Consider the following 20720-nt stretch of genomic DNA (forward strand, 5'->3'; position numbering starts at 1 on the left):
ACGGACTCCTCTTTCGCTCGCGCTTGCGGGGTGAGCTGTCGGGCTCGCGCGGAAAGAGGCGCGCTACCCGCCCGTAGGCAGGATTCGCCCCATACGTCGATGGGTCCCCCGCCCGCCCCGGCGCCGGAACACGGCGGGGCGGTTCAGCAGTGTGGTGTCGGCTGTCTCAACAACGGCGGCCCGGCGAAGTTGCGACACAGCGGCGTGGACGCCCCGGCACTCGGGGCCGCGCGCATGCGCGCGGCCCCGCCGGCCGCCGGCTCAGATCGCCTCGCCGGTCCGGTCGTCGAAGCAGACGAGCGCGAACGCGCCCGTGCCGCCGCCCTGGACCTTGAACGTGCGCGCCTTGATCCGCGGGTCCATGCCGAGGAACCAGCGGCCGTGGTTGTCCCACGTCCCCCCGTTGCCGACGTCGAAGCCGCCGACCAGGCCCTTCGCGTGCTGGCCGCAGCTCAGCTGCACGTCCCAGATGCCGTTGCCGCGGTCGAAGGCCTCGGTCGGACCGGTGACCTTCTTGGCGAACAGCTTGTGGACGTGCGGACCGGGCGCCGCCGCGCCGGTCTTGAGCCTCAGGCAGCGGCCGCCGGTGCTGACCTCGGTGCCCGGCTCCATCGCGTAGAACGCGTACGTCCAGCCGGCCAGGTCGTTCGTCGGCAGCGAGGCGAACAGCTCGGCGCTGCCGTGGTCCACGCTCCAGCTCGGGGCGATGAACGCCTCGCCCGGGGCGCAGCCGATGTCCGCCGGGTTCGATGTCACGGTGCCCGGCCCGCCGACGTAGTTACGGGCGTGGAAGGAGCCCGACAGCTGCACGTCGTTGGAGTGCGTGTCCGGCGCCGTCCTGCTGCCGAGGCAGGTGACGAACAGCTTGGCCTGCGCCTGATGCGTCGTGTTGTTGCGCAGCGAGAAACGGTAGGTGCTCACGTTCGCCGGGTCCGGGTTGAACGCCGTCGCGTAGAGCACGGTCACGCCGTTGGCGAGGTTCCAGCCGCCCGGGGGCGCCGTCGCGGCGTCGAGCTGGGCGTTGTAGTCGACCTGGTCGATGCGCCACATGCCGTCGGTGGCGATGTCGCCCCCGTTGCACGACAGCGTCTGCTCCGGGTTCAGGCCGGGCTGCAGGCTGACCTGCCGCTCGACCTTGTACATCTGCAGGTGATGGCGGCTGCCGGCGCTCGCCGAGCCCGTCGCCGCAAGGGCGGCGCCGGCGGCCACGATGGCCACCGTCGCGATCCGTCCGTGGATCCTCATGGGTCCTCCTTCTCGAAGAGTCCCGGGGAGCATACGGCGTGCGCGCGCCTGTTGGCGCCGCGTCAACGGCCGCCGGGGCCTTTGCCGAACCATTGCCCGGCCGTGGCCCGAGGTTGGCGAGCGCGGGGGCACACTGCGAAGCGACCATGCGCCCACCATCCGCCAGCGACCCGGTTCGAACGCGCAACCGAGCGCTGCGCACCGCTCGCCGCCTGACCCGCACGCTGGCCGTCGGCGGCATCGGGCTGGCGGCCGCCCTGTCGCTCCTGGCGGCGCGCGCCGTCCGGGGGCACGCGAGCTCCGCGCGACCCATCTCCGCGCCCGCGACCACGGCGCCCGCCGTCCCGCCGCCCGACCCGGTTCCCTCCGTCGACGGAACGCCTCCGGCGCCCCGGCCGCCCGCGGAGCCTCCGGCTCCGGCGCCCGATCCGGCTCCCCCGGCCGCCGTATCGGGAGGGTCGTGAGCGCCGCCTCGGCCCGCGAGCCCGCGCTCGGCACGACCGCCCTGGTCGTGACCGACGCGCCGGCGCTCCCTGCCGCGCGCGCCGCGGTCACGGAGGTCATCGCCGCCGTGGATGCCGCCTGCAGCCGCTTCCGCGACGACTCCGAGTTGCAGCGCCTCAACCGCCGCGCCGGCCACGTCGTCGCCGTGAGCGAGCTCCTCATGGAGGCGATCGCGACCGCCCTCTGGAGCGCCGCGGCGACCGCCGGCGCCGTCGATCCCACGGTGGGGCAGGCGGTCGTGGTCTGCGGCTACGACCGCGACTTCGCCCAGGTCGCCGGGCATCCGTCGCCCCTGCGCGCGACGCGGGTGACCGGCTGGCGCACCGTGACCATCGACCGGACCGCGGGCACCGTCCACGTCCCGCCGGGCGTGACGCTGGACCTCGGCGCGAGCGCCAAGGCGCTGGCCGCCGACCGTGCCGCGCACGCGGCCGCGCGGCGATGCGCGACGGGCGTCCTCGTCGCGCTCGGCGGCGACGTGGCGGTCGCGGGCCGCGCGCCGGCCGCCGGCTGGCGGGTCCGCGTGTGCGAGGACCACCGCGCCGGGCCCGACGCGCCCGGCCAGACGATCGCGATCCGCTCGGGCGGTGTGGCGACGTCGAGCACGACCGTGCGTCGCTGGCGGCGTGGGCCGGGCGCGGCGCACCACATCGTCGACCCCGCGACCGGACTTCCCGCGCGGGAGGTGTGGCGCACGGCGACGGTCGCCGCCGCGTCGTGCGTCGAAGCGAACGCGGCGAGCACCGCCGCCATCATCCAGGGCGAGGACGCGGCGTCCTGGCTGGCCGGAGCCGGGCTCCCGGCCCGCCTCGTGGCGGCCGCCGGCGGAGCGGTGACGACCGTCGGCGACTGGCCGGCCGAGAGGCGGGCGGCGTGATCGCCGCCGCCGGGCCCTCGGCGCTGTGGTACGTCTCGCGCGGCACAGGCCTGACCGCGCTCATCGCCCTCACCGCAAGCGTCGTGCTCGGGATCCTCCACGCCGATCGGCGCCGGCCTGCGGGCGCCCCCCGGATGCTCGTCGAGTCGGCCCATCGGACGCTGTCCCTCCTGGTCCTCGCGCTGCTGGCGGTGCACATCGCCACCACGGTCCTGGATCCCTTCGCGCCGATCCGCCTCGCCGACGCGGTCATCCCGTTCGCCTCGTCCTACCGGCCGCTCTGGCTCGGCCTGGGCGCGCTGGCGTTCGACATCCTGGCCGCCGTCGCGATCACGAGCGCGCTGCGCCTGCGACTCGGGGCGCGGGCGTGGCGCGCCGTGCACTGGCTGGCCTACGCGTGCTGGCCGCTCGCCGTCGTCCACGGCCTCGGCACCGGGACCGACGCCCGCTCGACCTGGATGCTCGCCCTGACGGCGGCGTGCGTGGCGGCGACCCTCATCGCCGCGGCGGTGCGGCTGGCGGGCGCGGGTCCGGGCGCGCGGGCGGTCCGCGGCGCGGCGGCCGCCGCGGCCCTCGCCTTCCTGCTCGCGCTGCCGATCTGGCTCGCCCAGGGGCCGCTCGCCCGAGGCTGGGCGCGCCGCGCCGGGACGCCACCCGCGCTGCTGGCCTCAGCCGCGGTCCCGGCACCGCCGCGCCACAACCCCCAGGCGTTCTCCACCACGGTCAGCGGCACCGAGCGCGATGCGCAGACCGCGGACGGCCGGATCGTCGTGGACCTGGCCCTGCACCTGCACGGCGGCGGCGAGGTGCGCGTGCGCCTCGCCGGCGACCCGCTGGACGGCGGCGGGGTCGCGATGCGCTCGAGCGCCGTGACGCTGCGCCGCGGCCACACCTACGCCGGCCGCATCCAGACGTTGCGCGGCAACGTCCTCGAGTCCCTCGTCGGCGCACCCGACGGCCGGGCCCTGCACCTGCGACTCGTGCTGGACCTGGGCGGCGGGACGGTCCGCGGCCGACTGACCGGCGAGCCGGCGACCGCCGTGGCGTCGTCGTGACCCCGGCCCGGGGCCTCCCCCGCCTGACCGCCGGGCTCGCGCGGCGCGTGCGCCTGGACCTCGATGCGCACCTCGCGGTCCACGGTCCGCTCGACCTCGACGCACGCGCTCCGGGCGCGTTGATCGACGCGACGGCGGAGGCGGGCCTGCGCGGACGCGGCGGCGCGGGCTACCCGACGGCGCGCAAGCTGGCGGCGGTCGCGCGCGGACGGCGGCCCATCGTCGTCGTCAACGCCGCCGAGAGCGAGCCGCTGAGCCGCAAGGACGGCGTGCTGCTCGAGGCGGTGCCGCACCTCGTGCTCGACGGCGCCCTGGCCGCGGCGCGGGCCGTGGGAGCTCGCGAGATCGTGCTGGCGATCCCCGCCGGTGCAGGCCGGGCGCACGCCTCGCTCGCGGATGCCGTCGCCGACCGGCCGGACACCCGCGGGGTGACGATCGCCGGCGTCCCGCGCCGGTATCTCGCCGGCGAGGAGAGCGCGCTGGTGCGCCATCTCGGGGGCGGCCCGCTGCGGCCGCAGGTGGTGCCGCCGCGTCCCGCACAGCGCGGACTGCGCGGGCGCCCGACGCTGGTGCAGAACGCCGAGACGCTTGCCCACCTCGCGCTCGTCGCCCGCCACGGCGGAGCCTGGTTCCGCGCCCTCGGCAGCGCCGCGCGCCCCGGCTCGGCGCTCGTCACGCTGACCGGAGCGATCGCGCGGCCCGGCGTCTACGAGATCGCCACGGGGACGCCGCTCGCGGCCGTCGCCGACGCGGCGGGGGGAACGACCGAGCCGGCGCGCGGCGTGCTGATCGGCGGATACTTCGGTGCGTGGTCGGCGACGGCCGCCGCCTGGGACGCGCCGCTCGACGCGACGCTCGGCTCCGGAGTGCTGTGCGTCCTCGGCGAGTCGGCCTGCCCGGTCGCCGAGCTGTCGCGGGCGACGAGCTGGCTGGCCGGCGAGTCCGCGGGCCAGTGCGGCCCGTGCGTTCACGGTCTCGCGGCCATCGCCGGCGCGCTGCAGGCGCTCCAGGAGGGGACGCCCGACCAGCGCACGACGAGCCGGATCGCCCGCTGGACGGGGCAGGTCGAGGGACGCGGCGCCTGCCACCTGCCCGACGGCGTCGCGCGGTTCGTGCGCAGCGGCCTGGCCCTGTTCGCGGCCGAGATCGAGGACCACCGGCGGCACGGCCCGTGCGCGGCATGCTCGCGCGTGCCGGTGCTGGAGACGCCGAGCGCGATCGGGATGGCGGCATGACCCGGCTGCTGCGCGTGGACCCGATCGCCTGCCGGGGCCACGGACTCTGCGCCGAGCTGTTCCCGGAGGGGATCGCGCTCGACGACTGGGGCTATCCGATCATCCTCGATCGCGAGGTTCCCGCTGAGCTCGTCGTGCACGCCCGACGGGCCGTCGCTTCCTGTCCCGTCCTCGCGCTGCATCTCGAGCGCGCACGGCACGGCGAGGGCGAGCGATGAGCATCCGCCTCCCGGCGCGTGCGGGCACGGCGCGCACGGTGGCGGTCGCCGGGCCGGCCGGCAACGAGCGGCTTACCGCCGCGGTCGCGATCGTCCTGCTCGTCCTGCTCGCGATCGAGGGCGTGACGATCCTCTTCCTCGGCCCGCTGCTGTCCGTGCACCTGTTCGTCGGGCTGCTCCTCGTGCCGCCGGTCGCGGTCAAGGTCGGGAGCACCGGCTGGCGCTTCGCGCGCTACTACCTGGGCAGCGAGCCGTACCGGCGCCGCGGCCCGCCGCACGCGATCCTGCGCGCCCTCGCGCCGTTCGTGGTGCTGACGACCGCCGCGGTCCTCGCCACCGGCGTGGCGCTCCTGTTCGCGGGCCCGGCCTCCCGCGACTCGCTGCTGCCGTGGCACAAGGCGAGCTTCATCGCGTGGATCGCGTTCATGGGCGTGCACGTCCTCGGCCATCTGCCCGCCCTGCCGCGGGCGCTGCGGCCGTCGCCGCTGCCGGGCCGGCCGGCCCGCGCCGCGATCGTGGCCGGCGCGCTCGTCGCCGGCTCGGCGCTGGCGATCGCCCTGGCGGGCCACTTCGGCCCGTGGCTGCACGGGTCGGGCGCCTGACGCCGCGCCGGTCGGCATACTCCCCGCATGCGGCTACGGATGGCCACGGCGGGATGCGCCGCCGCGCTGCTCGGCGCGACGGTCGCCGCGCCGGCGCACGGGCTCACGGTGAAGGTCGACAACCAGAGCGGGCGCGACGCCAGGTCGGTGTTCCTCATGCTCAGCGGCGCCGCGAGCAGCGACGGCAAGCTGCCCAACGACGTCGGCGTACCGCTGAGCGCGATCGGCGGCTCGCAGTTCACGGTCGGCGACATCACCAGCGGGCGGCTCTACGTCTCCTATGGCGCGAAGGTGACCAACGCCGAGCCGCCGACCGCACCGATCCGCTACGACAAGGTCGAGTTCACGACGACCGGCTCCGCGCCGACGGCGAACCTCACCGCAGTCGACTTCTTCGGCATCCCGTTCAAGCTGCGCTCCCAGAACGCGTCGGGAGCGGCGCTCGGGACCCGCGCCGAGCCGGCCACGGCGACGGTGATGAACGCGCTGCTGAAGATCCCGGGCGCAAGGGCGGCGACCGTGCCGGCGAGCGGCGGCGGCACGGCACGGATCCGCTCGCCGCAGCTCAGCCCGCCGCGCACGTACCCGAGCCTGGACCCGTACGTCCGCTCGATGGCCGGCCAGCGGATCACGATCAAGGGCGCGTTCTTCGGCGCGCCGTTCACGACCTTCGCCTACTCGGGCACGTTCGCGGCCGACGGCTCGATCACGCTCACCGGCACGACGACGCCGCAGGGCGGGCAGTCCGCGCCCGGCCAGCCGCTCGCCGTCCAGGGCGCCTCCCTCTCGGACGCGATCTACGCGGGCGCCGGCCCGTACACCGTCGGCGGGGCGCGCCGGCCGCCCGACCCGAACGACCTGTATTCCGCCGTCTACCGCGATCTGGTCGCGGGCTTCGCGTGGGGCTACTGGGGCGGCAGATACGGCAACGACACGATCGCTTGGTGCACGAACCCCGACCCGCGCGGGTACTGCCCGCTGGGGTGGAACAAGCCGAGCTTCGCGTCGGCGCGGGCCACGGCGCCCGCGTTCACCGCGTTCCACGGGTACGCGAGCATCATCAGCGACCTCACCGACGCGTACGGGTTCGCCTACAGCGACACCGGCAGCGTCAAGACGGTCCTGCTCCCGATCGACCCGCGCGGCACGCTGACGGTGACGATCGTCGGCGACGGGTCGAAGGCCGAGGGCGGCTCCGATGCGCAGGCCGATGCCGCGATGCTCGACGACCTCGGCGTGCGCCGGACGGTCACGGTCGGCGACGACGACACCGCGACGGTCGGGCGCGTGTCGTGCCCGCCGGCCTGCGGCGAGCACGCGGTGAGGATCACCGGCGCCGACGGCGAGCTCGACGACGACGTGGTCGCCCGCGGCCGGGCCGGTGCCGACGACCGGCGGCGCCGCCCCCTCGAGGTCCGGCTCACGCCCCGCGCGCAGGCGTACCTGGCCGAGCACGGCGAGCTCGACGCGCGCATGACCGTCACGGTCCGCCGCCCGGGCGCCATCGTCGACCGCGCGACGACGAAGATCGCCCTGCGCCGCGGCTGAGCGTCGCTCAGGAGTCCACGAGGATCATTAGCGCGGTCGCGACCGCGAGCACGATGCCGGCCGCGGTGAGCGCGATGACGACGCGCCGGTCCTGCGCGCGCCAGCCCGCGTCGAGCACGGCGGTCTCGACCTGGCGCTGGCGCCACGTCCCGGCCAGGACGAACAGGATCCCGTAGACGACGTACCCGACGCCGATGGCCGCGTACGCGACGTGCGAGCCGCCGCCGAGCTCCGGCACGACGCGCCCGATCCCGACGCCCACGGCAACCGAGGTCAGACCGGTGCGCCACCAGGCAAGCTGCGTGCGCTCGTTGGCGAGATGCGTACGGCGCGTGGCGTCCCCGGTGGGATCGCCGGCGTCGGCTGCCCGATCGGCTTGCTCAGACATGTCGCGCAGACGATGCCACGTCGCGCAGCGGGCGTGGTAGTCCGGCCCTGCCGCGACCGCTGACCCGGCCCGCGGCGCGCCGCGGACGGCGCCCGGGGCCGGACCCGGCTCGTCAGAACAGGCGCTGCGTGGCGAGCTTCGCCCCGGCGCTCAGCGCCTCGAGCTTCGCCCAGGCGACCATCGGGTGCACGCGGCCGCCGAGGCCGCAGTCCGTCCCGCCGATGACGTTCTCGCGCCCGACGGCGTTCGCGTAGCGCGCGATGCGGTCGGCGACGAGCTCCGGGTGCTCGATCACGTTGGTCGCATGGCTCACCACGCCCGGCACGAGCACCTTGCCGTCCGGCAGGTCCACGTCCTCCCACACCCGCCACTCGTGGTCGTGGCGCGCGTTGGCGGCCTCGAACGAGTAGCTGCCGCAGTTGATCTGCAGGAGCAGGTCGACGATGTCCTTGATCTCGATGTCGGTCACGTGCGGCCCGTGCCAGCTGCCCCAGCAGCAGTGAAAGCGCGTCAGCTCCTCCGGGATCCCGCGCAGCGCGTGATTGAGCGCCTCGACACGGACCATGGTGAACCTGCGGTAGTCCTCGACCGACGGCGCCGGATCGAACTGGTCCCAGTTCTCCGCGAACGACGGCTCGTCGATCTGCACCATCAGGCCGGCGTTCGTGATCTCGAGGTACTCCTCGCGCATCACCTCGGCACAGGCCCAGACGAACTCCTCGTCGGTCTTGTAGTGCTTGTTGCCGATCCTCGACGCGCTGCCCGGCCCGACCGAGCACAGGAAGCCGTGGTCGATCCCGGCCGCCTCCATGCCCGCCTTCATATTGGCGATGTCGCGCTGCACCTCGGCCTGCCCGGTGTAGGTGAGCGGGCCCTCGACGACCGGCAGCGACATGCCGGGCTGGTCCGGGTCGTCCGCGCGGGACTTGGCCTTGACCGCGATGCCCGAGTCCGGGTCGGCGTAGGCCTCGGCAAAGAGGTTCCAGTCGCGCCGCTCGGGGAACGAGCTGAGCTGGATCGTCGACTCCGCCGGCGCCGACGGCACGTGCCCCATGTCCGTCCACAGTCCGAGGCCGCCGAGCCGCTGGAACGAGTAGCTCCACCACGCGCCGTAGTCCACCTTGGCGCCCATCGTGTGCCCGTACTCGCCGTCGTTGGGCAGGTCGATGCCCGTCTCCGCCTGCCGGCGGACGACGTCTATCGTGGCCTGGCGCAGCTCCTCGGCGTACTGCTCCTGGTCGTAGTCCTCCTCGTCGAGCCGCCTGCGGTTGAGCTCGATGAGGTCTTCGGGACGCGGCAGGCTGCCGGCGTGGCTGGTGAGGATACGGTCGCTGCTCTTCACCCTGGTCCTCCATCCGTCGACCCCCCGCCGAACGGGACGGCGGGCTGACTGCACGTGACGCGATGCTAAAGCGCGGCACCGAGTCCCGGATGGACCGCGCGCGTCTTTGTGCGCGCCGGGGCACGAACTGCCGCACGCATCGTCAAATCGCCCGCGCCCGCTGGACAGCCACGTTAGCCTGGGGCTGGTTCGGGTAGCGCATTCCGCATGGCCATCGACATCGACTCAACCCGCGTCGAAACGGCGTTCGCCGATCTCCGGCAGCGAGCCGGCGCCGAGCGCGTGGTGACCGTCTGTCAGCTCGACGAGGTGGCGAAGGGCGCCGACCTCGAGGGCGAGGCCGTGGCCATGCTCCAGTCCCGCCTCGAGCAGGCGGGCATCGAGATCGACGACGACTGCGACCGCGACCCCGCCGAGCAGCCGAGCTACACGATCGCCTCGCTCTCGCACAACACCAGCGACGCGCTCGCCCAGTTCCTCGACGGCATCGGCCGCCACCGCCTGCTGCGGCCCGACGAGGAGCTCGAGCTGTCGCGCCGGATCGAGCGCGGCGACCTCGAGGCCAAGGACCGCCTCATCAACTCGAACCTGCGCCTCGTCGTGTCCATCGCGCGCCAGATGCAGGGCAACCACGACCTCTGCCTGCTCGACCTCATCCAGGAGGGCGTCATCGGGCTCGTGCGCGCAGCGGAGAAGTTCGACTACCGCAAGGGGCTGCGCTTCTCGACGTACGCGACGCTGTGGATCCGCCAGGCGATCCAGCGCGGGATCGCCGACCGCGGCCGCACGATCCGCCTGCCCACGAACATCGCCCAGCGCGAGCGCAAGGTCGGGGCCGTGCAGCGCCGGCTGACGGTCGAACTGGGACGCGAGCCGACCCCGGCGGAGATCGCCGAGGGGGCGGGGCTGCCGGAGGCCCAGGTGCAGCAGATCATCGACGTCTCGCGGGTCGTGACGAGCCTCGACCTGCCGGTCGGCGACGAGGGCGACGCGAGGCTCGGCGACCTCATGCCCGGCGACGAGCCGCCCGTCGAGGAGTCGGTGCACGTGACGATGCGCCAGGACCTCGTCCGGGCGACCGTGGACCGCCTCCCGGAGCCGCAGCGCAACGTCATCAAGCTCCGCTACGGGCTGAACGGGTCGAGCGAGCCGCTGCCGCTGCAGCGCGTCGCCCGCGAGCTCGACATCGCCCCGCGCGACGTGCGCCGGCTCGAGGAGCAGGGCTTGCAGGCGCTCTCGCTGAGCAGGGAACTCGACGCGCTGCGCGAAGCTGCGTAGATCGTCCCGTCCGACCTCGAGACCGGTCTCGCTACCGTGACACACGTGCCCCGGCACGGATTCCTGACGCGCGGCGCCCTGCGCGCGCGCTCCGACGAGCAGATCGTGGCCGCCCTGCGCGGCGGCGACGACGAGGCGATGGCGGTCATCACCGAGCGCTATCGCGACCGCCTGGTCGCGTACGTGCGCCGCATGTCGGCTGGTGCCGACGCCGAGGACGTGGTGCAGGACGTGCTGACCCGCGCCTTCCTCGCGCTGCGCGCCGATGACCGCCCGATGACGCTGCGGCCCTGGCTGTACCGGGTCGCCCACAACCGCTGCCTCGACGTCCTGCGCAAGCCGGTGCCGCTGCCGACCGACGAGGTCGACCTCGGCCCGACGGCCACGACGCTCGGCGAGCAGGTGGCCGGGCGCGAGCGGCTGCGCCAGGTCGTCGCGGATATCCAGGACCTCCCCGACCAGCAGCGCTCGGCGCTGATCATCCGCGAGCTCGAGGGCCTGAGCTACGAGGAGCTCGCCGACGCGCTCGACACGACCGTCCCGGCGATCAAGTCGCTGCTCGTGCGGGCGCGGATGAACCTGGCCAAGGCCGCCGAGGCGCGTGCGCTGGCCGAGCAGCAGTGGGTCGAGCGGGCGCTGCCCGCGCCGGCCGCGCGGCCGGCTACCGCGTAGCCCAGGACGTCGGGGTCCCCAGGACCGCCGCGGGCGAGACGTGCGCCAGCGCGCGCTCGACCGGACCCGGTGGGGCCGCGACCGCGGCCTCGTCGTCCTGGCGGAGGAAGTCCAGATGGCCGCCGCAGCGGGGGCAGGCGCCGACGATCCGCAGGCCGTGCGAGGCCGTCGGACCGAACCACTCGAAGCCGCATCCGGCGCAACGCACCCGGGGAGATGGACGCATGCCAGCACCTTAGGCGTCCCATCGCTCGAAGGTCATCGTCCATTTGTCGAGTGCGAGCGCTGGATTTCTCTCCAGCGGGCGTGTTCTCCGCAGAGCCGACCAGATGCCCCGCGCGGCGGGAGTACCAGTTCGCCTACGACGAGCTGCGGGGGAGCGCCCGACGGCCGGGGCGCCTGCCGGGGCGCCCTACGCCGAACGCAACAGCGAACGCAGATCCGCGACGCAGTCGGGGTGCCCGGCGAGGCTCCACCGGGTCGGCGCGCCGTCGTCGACGGTGATCGCCGCGCCGTCCGCCTCGCGCACGAGCAGCGCGCCGGGCAGCCAGTCCCAGTCGGCGGCGTCGGGCTGCATCCAACCGTGCAGGCGCCCCGCGGCCACCCACGTCAGCTCGAGCGTCCCCGAACCCGGCACGCGCAGGGCGCCCACCCCGTCGACGATGCGATCGACGACGCCGCGCACGCCGGGCAGCGCGAGCTTGCCGTAGCCCCACTGGACGGCGACGGTCGTGCGGTCCAGCGGCGCCGGGCCGCGCACCTCCAGCCGCCGGTCGCCGCACCACGCGCCGTGGCCGCGGGCCGCGCCGAACAGCTCGGCGCGCTCGGGGTCGAACACGGCGCACGCCAGCGGCCCGGCGCCATCCGTGAGCACGACGGCCGAGCACCACCCGGGGATGCCGTGCGAGTAGTTCAGGGTGCCGTCGATCGCGTCGATGACCCAGCGGCGATCGCCCTCGCCCGCCCGGTCCGTGCCCTCCTCGCCGAAGACGGCGTCGGCCGGCCGCGCCGCCGAGATCGCCGCGACCGCGGCCGCCTCGGCCTCGCGGTCGGCGGCGGTCACGACGTCGGTCGGGATCGCCGACTTCACCTCGATCTCCAGCGGCCCGCCGTGGTGGCGCAGGGCGACGGCGCCCGCGGCGAGCGCCGCCGCCCGCGCCACCTCGAGGTCCGCGAGCGGCGTGGGGCTCAGCGCCCGCCGGCGACGGCCGGGAGGATCGTCACCTCGCCGCCGGCCGCGACCTCGGTCGCCAGGCCGTCGAGGAAGCGGATGTCCTCGCCGCCGACGTAGACGTTAACGAACCGGCGCAGCTCGCCGTCGTCGCCGGCGATGCGGCCGCGCAGCCCGTCGTAGCGGGCGTACAGCGAGTCGAGGACCTCCGCCACGGTGCCGCCCTCGACCGACGTCTCGCCATCGCCGCCGGTCGCCGACCGCAGCTGCGTGGGGATCTTCACCGTCACTGCCATCAGATGCGCGCTCCCTGCTCGACCGTCGCCTCGAAGTCGTCGAAGGACGGGGTGATCTCGTAGGCCTCGAACGTGCCGCGCACGGCGTCGAGGGTCTTCAGTCCGTCGCCGGTGATGACGAGCACGACACGCTCGTCCGCGCCGATGTCGCCGCGCTCGGCGAGCTTCGCCAGCGTCGCGGTGGTCACGCCGCCCGCCGTCTCGGTGAAGATGCCGGTCGTCTCGGCCAGCAGGCGGATGCCGGCGCGGATCTCGTCGTCGGTGACCGAGTCGATCCCGCCGCCCGACTCGCGCGCCAGCTCCAGCGCGTACGGGCCGTCGGCGGGGTTGCCGATCGCCAGCGACTTGGCGATCGTGTCCGGCTTGACCGGGCGGCACACGTCGGCGCCCGCCTCGTACGCGGCCGCGACCGGCGAGCACCCGAGCGCCTGCGCGCCGTTCATCTTCGGCTGGTCGCCGTCCAGCAGCCCGAGCTCGGTCCACTCGGAGAAGCCCTTGGCGATCTTCGTGAACAGCGACCCGGAGGCGATCGGCACGACGCAGCGGTCGGGCAGCGTCCAGCCGAGCTGCTCGGCGATCTCGTAGGCGACGGTCTTCGAGCCCTCGGCGTAGTAGGGGCGCATGTTGACGTTCACGAACGCCCAGTTCTCGCGCTCGCCGGAGACCTCGGTGCAGAGGCGGTTTACGTCATCGTAGTTGCCGGCGACCTTGACGAGGTGCGTGCCGTAGACGCCGGTCGCGAGGATCTTCTGCTCCTCGAGATCCGCCGGGATGAAGACGTAGGACGGCATCCCGAGCGCGGCGGCCTGGGCGGCGACCGCGTTGGCGAGGTTGCCGGTCGAGGCGCACGCCAGCGTGTCGAAGCCGAGCTCGCGGGCCCGCTGCGAGGCGATGGCCACGACGCGGTCCTTGAACGAATGCGTCGGGTTGTGCGTGTCGTTCTTGACCCACACCTCGCCCAGGCCGAGGCGCTCGGCGAGCCGGTCGGCGCGGATCAGCGGCGTGCAGCCGGCGGGCAGCCCGACCCGCGACGAGTTGCGCCCGGATGGCCCGGGCGGTGCGTCGAGCGGCAGGAAGTCGCTGTAGCGCCAGATGTTCTGCGGGCCCGCCTGGATGCGGCGCCGCAGCGCGCTGACGTCGTCACCCAGCGCCGAGTGGTCATAGGCGATCTCGAGGGGGCCGAAGCACTGCTCGCAGACGTAGCGCGCCTCGAGGGGATACCGGGCCGCACATTCCCTGCACTTGAGCTCTGTCGCCGACATGAAGAAACCTCCGCCGTTCAAGTGGCGAAGGTCTCAGGAACCTGCCGCCACATCTCACAGGAATTGGCACCTTTCCCGCGTGGCGTTCGCGGGGGGTTGCCGGGGTTTCGTCGGGCCAGTCCCTCCACCCCTCTGGATGTGTCCAGCTATGTGGTCGGCAGGATACAGGTTCTCCTGCAATGCGCGATTCCGAGCGGCCGGACGGGTACCATGGTGGCGACGCGAATGGACCTGACGATGACCGACGAGCCGCGAAGTCCCAATGCCGAACCTTCCCCGCCTGCGCCGGGGTGCTCGCGGCCGCGCGCCCGTCCGTCCGCCTGAGCAGCCCGACACCCCGAACGTCGAGGAGATCGAGGCCTGCGGCCTGCGCTGGATCAACATCGAGCGCCCCCGGCAGGTCGATCGTGCCTGGCTCGAGGAGCACTTCGACTTCCACTCCCTCGACTACGAGGACGTCTTCTCGCGCAACCAGCGCCCGAAGGTCGACGAGTACGACGACTACCTGTTCGTCGTGCTGCACTTCCCGCGCTTCGACAAGCAGGTCGGGCGGCTGAACGCGGCCGAGCTCGACGTGTTCGTCGGCTCGGACTTCATCATCACGCTGCCCAACGAGCCGATCCAGCCGCTCGAGTACCTCTTCGAGCGCTGCCGCACGGGCGACGAGCTGCGCGAGCAGCTGTTCAGCAAGGGCGCCGGCTACCTGCTCTACAAGGTCGTCGACGACTGCGTGGACGCGTCGTTTCCGATGCTGCGCAAGATGGGCAACAAGCTCGAGCGCCTGGAGGAGGAGATCTTCGAGGGCCGCTCCGAGGAGATCGTGCGCGACATCTCCAACGTCAAGCAGGAGATCATCAACTTCCGCAAGATCGTGCGCCCGCAGCGCGCCGCCCTGCGCGACCTCGACCGCACGCGCCGGTACGTGCCCGAGAGCCTCGAGGTCTACTTCGACGACATCGTCGACGCGTCCGAGCGCATCTGGGACATGCTCGAGAACTACAAGGAGGTCGTGGAGGCGCTCGAGTCGACGAACGAGTCGGTCATCTCGCACCGCGTCAACGACGTCCTGCGCGTCCTGACCTCGATCAGCGTCGTGGTGCTGCCGCTGACGCTCGTCGCCAGCGTGTTCGGGATGAACGTCCACGTGCCGGGACAGGGGTCGATCGAGGCGTTCTGGATCGTGATCGTCGCGATGGTGCTGATGCTCGGCGGGATGCTCGGGTACTTCCGCCACCGTGGCTGGCTCTGACCCCTCCCCCACCGAGCAGGCGTTCCAGCGGATCGTCGCCGAGCTCGGCGAGCCGATGCTCATCGTCACGACGGTCGCGGGCGACGGCGAGCGCTCCGGATGCCTGATCGGCTTCGCGACCCAGACGAGCATCCACCCGCCGCACTTCCTCGTCTGCCTCTCGCAGAAGAACCACACCTACGGCGTGGCGCTGCGCGCGACGCACCTCGGCGTGCACGTGGTCCCCGAGGCGGGCGAGGCGATCGCGGAGCTCTTCGGCGGGTCGACCGGCGACGAGGTCGACAAGTTCGCGCGGTGCGCCTGGCGCGATGGGCCCCACGGCGTGCCGCTGCTCGACGACTGCCCGAGCCGGCTGGTCGGCGAGATCCTGTGGCGCCGCGACGGCGGCGACCACGACGCGTTCCAGCTCGCGCCGGTGTTCGCCGAGTACGGCGGCACGGAGGCCGAGCTGCGCTTCGAGGAGGCCAAGCGGATCGATCCGGGGCACGCCCCGTAACCGGCGGGCGCGGCCCGGTGTAGCGTTGATGAACCCGGTCTTGGTCTCGCTCACCACCCCCTCCCTCGAGGCGCTCGAGCAACTCGCCTCCGCGGCGCAGCGCGACGCCGCCATCGACCGCAAGCGGATGCTCGTGGTCGTCAACCCGTATGCGACGACGGTGTCCGACCGCCTGCGCAACCTCGTCGTGTACGCGCTCCAGGGCCGCTACGACGTGACCGCGATCGACACCGAGAGCAAGGACCACGCGACCGAGGTGTGCCGGCGCGTCGGCGATGACGGCTACGAGGTCGTCGTCACGTTCGGCGGCGACGGCACGGTCAACGAGGCGGTCAACGGGCTGATCGGCTCCGACGTGCCGCTGTTCCCGCTGCCGGGCGGCAACACGAACGTCTTCTGCCGCATGCTCGGCATCCCGAACGAGATCGTCGACGCCACCGAGCACCTGCTGCGCATCGCCGACGACTGGCAGCCGCGACGGGTCGACCTCCCGGCCGTCAACGGGCGCGCGTTCACGTTCTCGTCGGGTGTCGGGCTCGACGCGACGGTCGTCCGGCGCGTCGACGCCCGCCCGCACCTGAAGGCGCGCTTCGGCCCCTGGTTCTTCACGTCGGCCGCGGTCGTCTCGTTCATGAAGGACTACGTCGTGCGCCCGCCGCGGCTCGAGGTGACCTCGGACACCGGCTGGACCGACCGCGGCGTCACTGCGATCGTCCAGAACGGCGACCCCTACACGTACTTCCGCGACCGGCCGATCTCGCTCGCCGAGGGCGCGACGCTGGACTCGGGCACGCTGAGCGCCGTCGTGCTCGAGCGCGCCACCGCCCTCGACGTGCCGACGATCTCGGCGCGTGCCTTCCTGCCGCGAGCGCGGATCGTGCGGCACCGCCGGGTCGGCCACGCCGAGCGCCTCGACGCGCTGACCGTCCGCTCGACCGACGGCCGCGAGATCCCGCTGCAGCTCGACGGCGACTACGTCGGCTCGGTCACCGAGGCTCGCTACACGATCACGCCCGGCGGCCTGGCCGTCGTCAGCTGACGACCGGGGCCGGCTCGTGCAGCGCTGCCCGGTTCGGCAGCGCCAGCCCGCACGCCGCCGCGAGCACCGACAGGCCGGTCGTCACGCCCATCGCCGCGACGAACCCGTCGGTGAACGCGCCCGGGGACGCGTAGCTTCCGGCCGCGGCGAACGCGGCCACGCCGAGCGCGATGCCGAGGACGCCGCCGAGCTCGCGCATCGTGCTGTTCGTGCCCGCCGCCTTGCCGATCGCCTCCGGCGGCACGGCGCCGACGACCGAGTTCTGGGCCGCAGGGAAGGACATCGAGACGCCCACGCCCGCGACGATCAGCGGCGGAACCATCTGGGAGTAGCCCGTGCCGGCGTCGGCGACGAGGGCGATCCAGCCCATGCCCGCCGCCTGCAGCAGCGGCCCCGCGACGAGGAACGGGCGCTCGCCGAAGCGATCGACGAGCTTGCCCGCCAGCGGCGCGACGAAGAACAGCGTCGCCGTCCACGGCAGCAGGCGCAGGCCGGCGTCGAGCGGGCCGTAGCCGAGCCCGGCCTGCAGGAACTGCGCCATGAAGAAGACCGCGCAGAACAGCGAGCCGACCGTCAGGAAGATCGCCGCGTTGCCGGCCGAGAAGGCGCGGGAGCGGAAGAAGCGCATCGGCAGCATGGGCGCTCGGGCGTGCAGCTCGTAGGCGACGAACGCGGCGATGAGCGCCGCCCCGCCGAGGAGCGTGCCCAGCACCTCGGCGCTGTCCCAGCCGGCGGCGTTGGCGCGTACGAGTCCCCACACGAGGCCGAGCACCCCCGCGCTCACGAGGGCCAGGCCGGCGAGGTCGAGATGGCGATCCGGGCCGCGGCTCTCGGGGATGCGGGCCAGGACGAGCGGGATCAGCGCGATGCCGATCGGGACGTTGAGCCAGAAGATCCACTCCCAGTCGAGCCCCTGGGTGAGGGCGCCGCCGACGAGCGGGCCGCCGGCCACCGCGATGCCGTTGACGGCGAAGAAGATGCCGAGCGCCGCCCCGCGCTTCGTGGGCGGGAAGGCGGTGCTCACCAGGGCGAGGGCGAGCGTCGTCACGGCCGCCGCGCCGGCGCCCTGTACGGCTCTGGCGGCGATGAGCGCGCCGACCGACGGCGCGAGTGCGCAGGCTGCGGAGGCGACGACGAACAGGCCGATCCCCGCGGCGAACAGCCGGCGGCGGCCGAAGCGGTCGCCCAGCGCGGCGGCCGTCATGAGCAGGACGGCGAAGCTCAGGTTGTAGGCGTTGACCGTCCACTCGAGCTGCTCGACCGATGCGCCGAGGTCGACGCGGATCGTGCTGAGGGCGGTCGTGACGACGAGCGTGTCGAGCGCCGTCATGAAGGCGGCCAGGGCGGCCAGGACGAGGATCCAGCGCTGTCTGTTGGTCATGCCGGTGCAGACACCGGCCGCGGGCGCGGATTGAGCGATGAGTTTCGGCCCGCGACGGTGTCTCTACGTCACCATGCATGTCGACGCCGACGCCACACTCCAGCGCGCCCGCTCCGGCGACGAGGCTGCGTTCCGAGCGCTCACCGACCCGCACCGGCGCGAGCTGCAGGTGCACTGCTACCGGATCGTCGGATCGGTGCAGGACGCCGAGGACCTGGTGCAGGAGACGCTGCTGGCCGCATGGCGGGGACTCGCGGACTTCGAGGGCCGGGCGACGGTGCGGTCCTGGCTGTACCGGATCGCCACGAACCGCTGCCTCAACGCGCTGCGCGCGGTCGGCCGTAGGCCCGAGGGCATGATGGTGGCCGGGCCACCCGCGGACGCGCCGGAGCCGACCCGCCGGGCGGAGCCGCTGTGGCTGCAGCCCTATCCCGATGCGCTTCTGGATGGGTTGGCCGACCGCGCCGACGGACCGGACGCGCGCTATGAGACCAGGGAGGCGGTCGGCCTCGCCTTCGTCTCCGGCCTGCAGCGGATGGCGCCGTTGCAGCGGGCCGTGCTCGTGCTGCGCGACGTGCTCGGCTACCGCGCCGCGGAGGTGGCGGAGATGCTGGATGCGTCCGAGGCCTCGGTCAACAGCGCCCTGCAGCGGGCCCGGGCGGCGCTCGAGGCGGCGCCGTCGCGTCCCGGCGGCGCCACGCTCCCGGAGTCGCCGGCCGCACGGGCGGTGGTGACCGCGTTCGCCGACGCGTTCGAGCGCGGCGACGTCGAGGAGGTCGTGGCGCTGCTGACCGACGATGCGTGGGTGCGGATGCCGCCCGAGCCGCACGAGTACCAGGGCCGGCCGGCGATCGCCGCGTTCCTGCGGTCGCGGCCCATCTGGCGCGGCGGGCACGGCATCCGGCTCGTGCCGACGCAGGCCAACGGCCAGCCGGCGTTCGCCTACTACCTCATCGACCCGCATGCGCCGGGCGTGATGCGGGCCGGCGGGGTGATCGTGCTCACGCTGGAGGGCGAGGCGATCGCGGCGGTCACGCGGTTCGGCGACTGCGGTGTGCTGCCGTACTTCGGGCTGCCGCGGACGCTGCCGGTCTGAGCCTGTTGAACTTTCCCCGTCGCGCGAGCGAAAGATCAACAGACTGCTAGAGGAACGCGGCGCCGTACGCGCTCAGCGACGGCTGACCGCCGAGGTGCGCGTAGAGGACGGCCGCGTCGCGCGGGATCTCGCCGCTCGAGACGAGGTCGATGAGACCCGCCATCGACTTCCCCTCGTACACCGTGTCGGTGATCATGCCCTCGAGGCGTCCGGCGAGGCGGATCGCCGCGATCGTCGTGTCGTCCGGGATGCCGTAGGTGCCGGCGTGCCAGCGGTCGTCGAGGACGATCTCGGCGTCCTCGATGTCGCGGCCGACCTCGATCAGCTCGGCCGTGCGGCGCGCGATCCGCGCGACCTGGTCGAGGGTCTCCTGCGGCTTGGCGGACCCGTCGATGCCGATGATCCGCCGGGGCCGGTCCTGCGCCGCGAACCCGGCGATCATCCCCGCCTGCGTGCTGCCGGTGACCGAGCACACGACGATCGTGTCGAAGAAGACGCCGAGCTCGCGCTCCTGCTCGGCGACCTCGCGCGCCCAGCCGGCGAAGCCCAGGCCTCCGAGCTCGTGGTCCGACGCGCCCGCGGGGATCGCATAAGGCGTGCCGCCGCCGGCGCGCACGTCCTCGAGCGCCTGCTCCCAGCTCTCCTTGAAGCCGATCCCGAACCCGGCCTGCACGAGCCGCACGTCGGCCCCCATGATCCGGCTGAGCTGGATGTTGCCGACGCGGTCGTAGACGACGTCGGGCCAGTCCACCCAGCTCTCCTGCACGAGGACGCAACCGAGGCCCGTGCGCGCGGCGGCCGCGGCGACCTGGCGGGTGTGGTTGGACTGGACGCCGCCGATCGACACGAGCGTGTCGCAGCCCTTCGCGAGCGCGTCCGCGACGAGGTACTCGAGCTTGCGCGTCTTGTTGCCGCCGTAGGCGAGCCCGGAGTTGACGTCCTCGCGCTTGGCCCAGATCCGCGCGCCCCCGAGGTGCTCGGTGAGCCGGTCGAGCCGGTGGACCGGGGACGGGCCGAAGAGCAGCGGGTGGCGCGGGAAGCGGTCGAGGTTCATGCGGTGCTCCGGGGGTCGTCGGGGCGCAGGGCGGCATCGAGCAGGGCGCCGAGGGTCAGCCAGTTCTCTCGCCGTTGCCCGAGGCGGCGACGACCTGGGCGGCGTCGCTGGTGGCGCGGCGGCCCATGGGCGGGAACTGGCATCTGACATCTCAGCATGCCAGCTTGGTCCCTCCACCCACCGAGCGTCGACTTTCTCCGTCTGAGGCGCAGAAAGTCGACCCTGGATGCGGGCCGGGCCGGGGCGGGGCGGGCGGGTGGCGCGGCGCGGCGCGGCTACGCCACGGCGCCGAGCCAGGCCAGGAGCGCCTCGCGCGAGAAGCGCCAGTCGTCGCCCAGGCGCCGGCCCGGGGCGTCGCCGGCCTCCGCGCGCTCGCGCAGCGCGTCCGGACTCACCCGCAGGAGCTCCGCGGCGTCCTCCAAGGTGAGGACCTCGGGGGCCGGCGCCGGCGTGAACGAGGCGTGCCCGACGGTCATGCGCTCCGGTGCGTCCTCGATGACCACGCGGCGGGGCCGGCTCGCGGGCGCGCCCTCGTCGAGGTTCTCCGCCAGCAGTGCGCTGATCACGTCGCGCTTCGAGGTGCGCAGCCGCTCGGCCGCACGGTCGAGCTTCTCGGCGACAGGCACGGGGACCCGCACGTACAGGGCTCGGGTGGGTTCGGGGGATCGGGGCGACATCTGAGACCTCCAGCCGCTCGATATCTGCAAATAGC

The 20720-nt window shown here is 73.7% G+C and carries 22 protein-coding genes and 2 riboswitches; of the genes, 12 read left to right on the plus strand and 10 right to left on the minus strand.

The window, feature by feature from the left end; all coding sequences use genetic code 11:
* Positions 1-5 precede the first annotated feature (5 nt).
* A riboswitch (cyclic di-AMP (ydaO/yuaA leader) is annotated at positions 6-159 on the minus strand.
* A gap of 102 nt (positions 160-261) precedes the next feature.
* Positions 262-1245, minus strand: a complete 984-nt coding sequence (locus tag DSM104329_RS16085; protein ID WP_259310861.1) for a hypothetical protein — start codon at positions 1243-1245, stop codon at positions 262-264.
* Positions 1246-1705: 460 nt separating this feature from the next.
* Here DSM104329_RS16085 and DSM104329_RS16090 point away from each other — a divergent pair, with 460 nt between their 5' ends.
* The 6 genes from DSM104329_RS16090 to DSM104329_RS16115 are packed head-to-tail and all read left to right on the plus strand — an operon-like array spanning position 1706 to position 7284.
* A complete protein-coding gene (locus DSM104329_RS16090) occupies positions 1706-2626 on the plus strand; it encodes an FAD:protein FMN transferase (RefSeq protein ID WP_259310862.1) in 921 nt (306 codons plus the stop codon).
* The gene (locus DSM104329_RS16095; protein WP_259310863.1) at positions 2623-3681 is read left to right on the plus strand and encodes a cytochrome b family protein; all 1059 of its coding nucleotides are present in this window, start codon (positions 2623-2625) and stop codon (positions 3679-3681) included. Before DSM104329_RS16090 ends, DSM104329_RS16095 begins: the two co-directional genes overlap by 4 nt.
* The gene (locus tag DSM104329_RS16100; RefSeq protein WP_259310864.1) at positions 3678-4916 is read left to right on the plus strand and encodes an NADH-ubiquinone oxidoreductase-F iron-sulfur binding region domain-containing protein; all 1239 of its coding nucleotides are present in this window, start codon (positions 3678-3680) and stop codon (positions 4914-4916) included. Before DSM104329_RS16095 ends, DSM104329_RS16100 begins: the two co-directional genes overlap by 4 nt.
* Positions 4913-5134 (plus strand): ferredoxin, encoded by a 222-nt coding sequence (locus DSM104329_RS16105; RefSeq protein ID WP_259310865.1) that lies wholly within the window; start codon positions 4913-4915, stop codon positions 5132-5134. Before DSM104329_RS16100 ends, DSM104329_RS16105 begins: the two co-directional genes overlap by 4 nt.
* On the plus strand, positions 5131-5736 hold the full coding sequence (locus DSM104329_RS16110) for a hypothetical protein (RefSeq protein ID WP_259310866.1): 606 nt from the start codon (positions 5131-5133) through the stop codon (positions 5734-5736). The genes DSM104329_RS16105 and DSM104329_RS16110 overlap by 4 nt, the downstream gene beginning before the upstream one ends.
* Positions 5737-5763: 27 nt before the next feature.
* Positions 5764-7284 (plus strand): beta-1,3-glucanase family protein, encoded by a 1521-nt coding sequence (locus DSM104329_RS16115; protein WP_259310867.1) that lies wholly within the window; start codon positions 5764-5766, stop codon positions 7282-7284.
* 7 nt (positions 7285-7291) lie between these two features.
* Here DSM104329_RS16115 and DSM104329_RS16120 read toward each other — a convergent pair whose 3' ends face one another.
* Both DSM104329_RS16120 and DSM104329_RS16125 read right to left on the minus strand, forming a co-directional pair.
* Complete coding sequence (locus DSM104329_RS16120) at positions 7292-7672, minus strand: YidH family protein (RefSeq protein WP_259310868.1); 381 nt, start codon at positions 7670-7672, stop codon at positions 7292-7294.
* 112 nt (positions 7673-7784) lie between these two features.
* Positions 7785-9014, minus strand: coding sequence for a cobalamin-independent methionine synthase II family protein (locus DSM104329_RS16125; RefSeq protein WP_259310869.1), 1230 nt, complete (start codon positions 9012-9014; stop codon positions 7785-7787).
* 207 nt (positions 9015-9221) lie between these two features.
* Between DSM104329_RS16125 and DSM104329_RS16130 the strand changes: the two genes are divergently transcribed.
* Together DSM104329_RS16130 and DSM104329_RS16135 are read left to right on the plus strand one after the other, a co-directional pair.
* Positions 9222-10292, plus strand: coding sequence for a sigma-70 family RNA polymerase sigma factor (locus DSM104329_RS16130; RefSeq protein ID WP_259310870.1), 1071 nt, complete (start codon positions 9222-9224; stop codon positions 10290-10292).
* Positions 10293-10337: 45 nt separating this feature from the next.
* Positions 10338-10964 carry an RNA polymerase sigma factor gene (locus tag DSM104329_RS16135; RefSeq protein WP_259310871.1) on the plus strand — a complete coding sequence of 209 codons (627 nt, stop codon included), beginning with the start codon at positions 10338-10340 and terminating at the stop codon, positions 10962-10964.
* On the opposite strand, the gene DSM104329_RS16140 is transcribed toward DSM104329_RS16135, so the two are convergent.
* The 4 genes from DSM104329_RS16140 to thrC form a co-directional block, all read right to left on the minus strand.
* Positions 10954-11190, minus strand: coding sequence for a hypothetical protein (locus DSM104329_RS16140; RefSeq protein WP_259310872.1), 237 nt, complete (start codon positions 11188-11190; stop codon positions 10954-10956). The genes DSM104329_RS16135 and DSM104329_RS16140 overlap by 11 nt on opposite strands.
* A gap of 186 nt (positions 11191-11376) precedes the next feature.
* The gene (locus tag DSM104329_RS16145; RefSeq protein ID WP_259310873.1) at positions 11377-12126 is read right to left on the minus strand and encodes an inositol monophosphatase family protein; all 750 of its coding nucleotides are present in this window, start codon (positions 12124-12126) and stop codon (positions 11377-11379) included.
* 26 nt (positions 12127-12152) lie between these two features.
* Positions 12153-12431, minus strand: coding sequence for a ubiquitin-like small modifier protein 1 (locus DSM104329_RS16150; RefSeq protein WP_259310874.1), 279 nt, complete (start codon positions 12429-12431; stop codon positions 12153-12155).
* Positions 12431-13693 (minus strand): threonine synthase, encoded by a 1263-nt coding sequence (gene thrC / locus DSM104329_RS16155; protein ID WP_259310875.1) that lies wholly within the window; start codon positions 13691-13693, stop codon positions 12431-12433. Before thrC ends, DSM104329_RS16150 begins: the two co-directional genes overlap by 1 nt.
* A gap of 46 nt (positions 13694-13739) precedes the next feature.
* Positions 13740-13836, minus strand: a riboswitch (SAM riboswitch).
* A gap of 119 nt (positions 13837-13955) precedes the next feature.
* Between thrC and DSM104329_RS16160 the strand changes: the two genes are divergently transcribed.
* Genes DSM104329_RS16160 through DSM104329_RS16170 form a run of 3 tightly spaced genes read left to right on the plus strand, consistent with a single transcriptional unit; the run spans position 13956 to position 16477 of the window.
* The gene (locus tag DSM104329_RS16160; protein WP_259310876.1) at positions 13956-14942 is read left to right on the plus strand and encodes a magnesium transporter CorA family protein; all 987 of its coding nucleotides are present in this window, start codon (positions 13956-13958) and stop codon (positions 14940-14942) included.
* A gap of 55 nt (positions 14943-14997) precedes the next feature.
* Positions 14998-15438, plus strand: coding sequence for a flavin reductase family protein (locus tag DSM104329_RS16165; RefSeq protein ID WP_407655927.1), 441 nt, complete (start codon positions 14998-15000; stop codon positions 15436-15438).
* Between the two features lie 28 nt (positions 15439-15466).
* Positions 15467-16477, plus strand: coding sequence for a diacylglycerol/lipid kinase family protein (locus DSM104329_RS16170; RefSeq protein ID WP_259310878.1), 1011 nt, complete (start codon positions 15467-15469; stop codon positions 16475-16477).
* On the opposite strand, the gene DSM104329_RS16175 is transcribed toward DSM104329_RS16170, so the two are convergent.
* Positions 16470-17897, minus strand: coding sequence for a DHA2 family efflux MFS transporter permease subunit (locus DSM104329_RS16175; protein WP_259316225.1), 1428 nt, complete (start codon positions 17895-17897; stop codon positions 16470-16472). The genes DSM104329_RS16170 and DSM104329_RS16175 overlap by 8 nt on opposite strands.
* Positions 17898-17931: 34 nt before the next feature.
* Here DSM104329_RS16175 and DSM104329_RS16180 point away from each other — a divergent pair, with 34 nt between their 5' ends.
* Positions 17932-18954: a sigma-70 family RNA polymerase sigma factor gene (locus tag DSM104329_RS16180; RefSeq protein ID WP_259310879.1), complete on the plus strand. Its 1023-nt coding sequence runs from the start codon at positions 17932-17934 to the stop codon at positions 18952-18954.
* 46 nt (positions 18955-19000) lie between these two features.
* On the opposite strand, the gene DSM104329_RS16185 is transcribed toward DSM104329_RS16180, so the two are convergent.
* Both DSM104329_RS16185 and DSM104329_RS16190 read right to left on the minus strand, forming a co-directional pair.
* Positions 19001-20008 carry a 1-aminocyclopropane-1-carboxylate deaminase gene (locus DSM104329_RS16185; RefSeq protein WP_259310880.1) on the minus strand — a complete coding sequence of 336 codons (1008 nt, stop codon included), beginning with the start codon at positions 20006-20008 and terminating at the stop codon, positions 19001-19003.
* 275 nt (positions 20009-20283) lie between these two features.
* On the minus strand, positions 20284-20634 hold the full coding sequence (locus DSM104329_RS16190) for a helix-turn-helix domain-containing protein (protein ID WP_259310881.1): 351 nt from the start codon (positions 20632-20634) through the stop codon (positions 20284-20286).
* Between the last annotated feature and the right edge of the window lie 86 nt (positions 20635-20720).

Source organism: Capillimicrobium parvum (assembly GCF_021172045.1).
GTDB classification, from domain to species: domain Bacteria; phylum Actinomycetota; class Thermoleophilia; order Solirubrobacterales; family Solirubrobacteraceae; genus Capillimicrobium; species Capillimicrobium parvum.